The sequence below is a fragment of the Sphaerospermopsis reniformis genome (genome assembly GCF_005402885.1).
In the GTDB taxonomy this organism is placed as follows: domain Bacteria; phylum Cyanobacteriota; class Cyanobacteriia; order Cyanobacteriales; family Nostocaceae; genus Sphaerospermopsis; species Sphaerospermopsis kisseleviana.
In genome coordinates this window covers 1-2451 of sequence record NZ_BJCE01000426.1, presented here as the reverse complement: position 1 = coordinate 2451, position 2451 = coordinate 1, and the positions used below count along the sequence as shown (strand labels likewise).

The window sequence follows — 2451 nt, the reverse complement described above, 5'->3', positions numbered from 1 at the left end:
CAGTGGTGGGCTTCGTTTGCCTCACCTCATTTAATATAGCTGACCTCTCTGGGAATGTCAACTACTTTTTCAAAAATTTTTTAGACTTTTTGGGGAATGGGTTGAAAGCTTTACTGGAACAGGGTTTTGCAAATCAGATTAATTGCAGTCTCCAGAAGTGGTTAGTTTCTATGGGACTGCCAATGTTTGACACTCTGCGTCCTAAAGGAGCGCAGATTCTTGATTCAACGAGTCCACTTAGACTAGATCCCTTGCAGTTTCTAACAAGCGAGGTGGTTCTCTCCTCAAGCGTTACTTAGGGAATGCCCTTCCCTAGTTGGATGATTCCCAATTTGTTTGAGTTTAAATTCTGTGTCGTGTTTCGACTACTTCGACTACTTCGACTGCGCCTTTCGACACCGCCCTTCGACACCGCCCTTCGACACCGCTCAGGACAGGCTCGGTACAAGTACGCTTAACACAAGTTTAGCCCCCATGTAGACGCGAAGCGGCTTCCCGAAGGATAGATTTTACCTATTCCTGGGTAGGAACTAGAACTATGGAATAGAACCCACCAATCTTCAATTGTCAAGGTACAGATTGCCGTTAGGCAGTTAGGTTTTTATACAGGTTGATTACCATGCCTGTTGAAAAACAATATATCATGACTGCCCCACGCATGGGCAATCCGTTCGCCTACATCCACCGCCTCAAGTACGATCAAGTATTTCCACCAAGTTCCGATACTTGAGGGGGCGTGGTTTTGGCTCACTCGATTTTCTTATAAGTTGCAGAAAAATTTATAGTGGTGCGCTGTCAGGAACGGGCAGGATGCCCATCCCACAAGATGGGGGAATATATAGTAACAGCCTACTTGGTGCAACACTCAGCCATATTTGCTGTTTGGGTCGCTGCTTGTGAATCGAATTGGCTAAAATCAAAATGTTTAACCTATTTCTATTTACTGTCAGGTTTTGGCTACTTTATCTTGTCCTCGTTGTCATCAACTTATTGATAGTCAGGCTATCACTTGTCCTCATTGCCGAATAACTCTAAAAGCTTTTGGACATCCGGGTATTCCTTTGCATCGTGCTGTTGGCAATGACTATCTTTGTGAAACCTGTGTTTATCATCAGGATGATAGCTGTAATTTTCCCAAACGCCCTTATGCTCAAGATTGTACTCTTTACCAAAATTGGCAAGAGAGTCAGTTAGAACTGGAAAGGCAGACTAATAAAAGCTGGCTTCAACGAAATCAGGGTCTAGTGCTGCTCATAGCTATATTATTTGTCTGTTTGTTAATTTCTCTGACAACCTAAGTAATATAGTTAGGACATACGCACAAGTCAGGGTTAGTAGCTAGTTACTGTTTTCTTAACCAATACTAACAAATACTCACATTTACTGAAAATTTCCTGTCATCTTTTGCTTTGTGACAGAATTACAGTAAAATCACTGTATGCTACTAGGATTCAAAACCCAACTCAAAGTTAACAAGCAACAACGACTACTACTGGCGCAACACGCAGGAGTAGCCAGACACGCTTGGAATCAAGGGTTAGCACTTTGTCAACAGGTATTATTACATAACAAACTGCAACCAGAAGAAAAAATCAAATTTCCCACAGCCATAGATTTACACAAATGGTTAGTAGCAGCCATTAAATCTACCCATCCTTGGTATTATGAAGTGTCTAAATGCGCCCCTCAATACGCATTAAGATATTTGTCAGATGCCTTTAAAGCCTTCTTCAAAAAAAGTAAAGGCTTTCCTAAGTTTAAGAAAAAAGGGAGAGATGATTCTTTTACCTTAGATGGTGTCATAAAAATTGACTACAGAAAGGTAAAAGTACCCATAATTGGTTGGATAAAAACTTATGAAATTCTCCCTACAGGATATAAACCGAAATCTGTCACCATCAGTAAACAAGCTGACAAGTGGCCATGTCTGCCGACAGGCAGGTTTATCTCTTGGAAAATAGAAGTTGAAGCCAATGAAACCCAGAAAAATCAAGAGTTTGTAGGAGTTGATTTAGGAATAAATCATCTAGCAATATTATCAACAGGAGAAATATTTAATGGAGTAAAAATCTATAAAAAGTATGAGAAAAAGTTAGCAAGAATGCAATATTTGAACCGTCATAAACAAATATGGTCAAATAATTATAGAAAAGCCCAAATCAAAATAGCAAGATTACACCAAAAAATAGCCAATATCAGAAAAGATACATTACACAAAATCACCACTTGTATCAACAAAAACCACGCGGTGATAGGGATAGAAGATTTGAATGTATCTGGGATGTTAGCAAATGGGAAATTATCAAAAGCTATTGCTGATATGGGCTTTTATGAATTTAGAAGGCAGCTAGAATATAAAACACAACTGTATGGTAGTAAGTTAGTAATTGTGGATAGATATTATCCCAGTAGCAAGACTTGCTCAACTTGTGGAGAAAAGAAATCATCACT

Annotated in this window: 2 protein-coding genes; both read left to right on the top strand. The window is 39.4% G+C overall.

Annotated features, from left to right (window positions below):
* The first annotated feature begins 953 nt into the window (after nucleotides 1-953).
* The gene (locus tag FFR48_RS27240) at nucleotides 954-1298 is read left to right on the top strand and encodes a zinc ribbon domain-containing protein (protein ID WP_096567566.1); all 345 of its coding nucleotides are present in this window, start codon (nucleotides 954-956) and stop codon (nucleotides 1296-1298) included.
* A gap of 140 nt (nucleotides 1299-1438) precedes the next feature.
* The coding region (locus tag FFR48_RS27235) for an RNA-guided endonuclease InsQ/TnpB family protein (protein ID WP_137669510.1) at nucleotides 1439-2451 on the top strand (1013 nt) is incomplete at its 3' end.